Below are 1911 nucleotides of genomic sequence, written 5' to 3' on the forward strand. Positions count from 1 at the left end.
GTTAATCTAAACTTGGTAATATTTGCTCACCAAACCACTCTGTTAATAAGCGTTTTTCGTAATATAGTGATTCGTCGCGGCCCATTTTAATTTTATCCATAAAGCCCATATCTTTGAGCTCCACATCAGTATCTTTACTAAGCACTGTACCGTCGTTATCGGTTAACGAATAATTAAGCTTAATGCGTGGAAAGTATATTGGTTTTACTACACGAATTTCCTCCATACCACCATAACGCACATCTCCCGCTAAATCTAAATCAGTAAACTCTACGTTTAACTTATAATCTTTTGGTAGTTGCTCAGCTAATTTAGACATATGTTTTTCAAAACTTGCCGCAATACTTTTGTGATACGAGCCCTTAGCTTGGTTAGACGCTCGCACATCACGATAATCATTAAAGTCATTCCATTTAACAACAGACTCACCAGCATGGGCAAGCGCAGGTAATGCGATACACATTGTTGTTGCTATTTTTTTAACTAAATTCATATCTTTCTCCAAAGAGGTAACCAATCACAAAAGTGTGGATTGGAGTAAACCTAGCATTAGCTATTACTAAAGCTATTTTAGCACTTGTTTATTAACTATAACTTAATCTTACGAATCAAGTGTTACTTGTTTTGCACAAAATGTAATCAAAAGTATTTAATGTGCTGATATCAAAAAAATACGATTAAAATCATATAAATTACAGATAAAACATGTAAATCACCTCTATTTATGGTGAAATTAACTTAATTGATAAAAGGTACCCACGGAGCTTTCATGACTATTTTAGTAACCGGTGGCGCAGGCTATATTGGCTCGCACACTGTTTTAGAACTTTTACAGCAAGGTAACGATGTTGTTGTTATTGATAATTTAAGTAACTCATCACAAGAATCACTTGCGCGCGTAAAAAATATAACAGGTAAAGAAGCCACTTTTTACCAAGGCGACATTCTCGATAAACCCTTTTTAGATTCTGTATTTGCAAAACATACGGTTGATAGTGTTATACATTTTGCGGGTTTAAAATCAGTAGGCGAGTCGGTTGCAAAGCCAGTTGAGTACTATCAAAACAACGTTCAAGGTACGCTTACGCTTGTTGATGCGATGCGCGATGCGGGTGTATTTAAATTAGTATTTAGCTCGTCAGCCACGGTTTACGGCGACCCAGCAAGCTTACCAATTAAAGAAGACTTCCCTGTAGGCGGTACTACTAACCCGTACGGCACATCTAAGCTGATGGTTGAAATGATGCTACAAGATATCGCTAAATCAGATGAGCGCTTTGCGTTTGCTATTTTGCGTTACTTTAACCCAGTGGGTGCACATGAGTCGGGCTTAATTGGTGAAGATCCTAATGGTATTCCAAATAACCTTTTACCGTTTATCGCACAAGTAGCGGTAGGTAAATTAAAGCAGCTCGCTGTATTTGGTGATGACTACGACACAGTTGATGGCACAGGTGTACGCGACTATATACACGTTGTAGATTTAGCGATTGGTCATTTAAAAGCGCTTGATAAAATTGCCAGCAGCACGGGGGCATTAGTTTATAACCTAGGTACTGGTAATGGTTACTCTGTACTACAAATGGTTAATGCATTTATTAAAGCAAGCGATCAGGCTGTACCCTATCAGGTTTCACCTCGCCGCCCTGGTGATATTGCAGCGTGTTATGCAGCGCCAGAGAAAGCACTTAATGAACTTGGCTGGGAAGCAGTGCGCGGTATTGATGAAATGATGCAAGATACCTGGCGCTGGCAGTCAAATAACCCTAACGGTTATAAGGGTTAAGTAAAAACGGCAAGTGAGAAAACATAGAAATTATGTAGTTTTGCTTCTCTAAAGCGCAGCGACCTCTTAGCCTCTTTGTGAATAAATCACTTAAAACCTTATTGCACAAAGAGAAGTAAAAGAGG

The 1911-nt window shown here is 38.7% G+C and carries 2 protein-coding genes; one reads left to right on the forward strand and one right to left on the reverse strand.

All coding sequences use genetic code 11. The features are described from left to right. Position 1: 1 nt before the first annotated feature. Positions 2 to 493, reverse strand: coding sequence for a DUF3016 domain-containing protein (locus H5072_RS18260; protein ID WP_024606381.1), 492 nt, complete (start codon positions 491 to 493; stop codon positions 2 to 4). Positions 494 to 769: 276 nt separating this feature from the next. Here H5072_RS18260 and galE point away from each other — a divergent pair, with 276 nt between their 5' ends. Continuing rightward, positions 770 to 1786, forward strand: coding sequence for a UDP-glucose 4-epimerase GalE (gene galE / locus H5072_RS18265; protein WP_002960801.1), 1017 nt, complete (start codon positions 770 to 772; stop codon positions 1784 to 1786). Positions 1787 to 1911: the final 125 nt, after the last annotated feature.

This window comes from Pseudoalteromonas sp. SR45-5, assembly GCF_014163565.1.
Taxonomy (GTDB): domain Bacteria; phylum Pseudomonadota; class Gammaproteobacteria; order Enterobacterales; family Alteromonadaceae; genus Pseudoalteromonas; species Pseudoalteromonas distincta.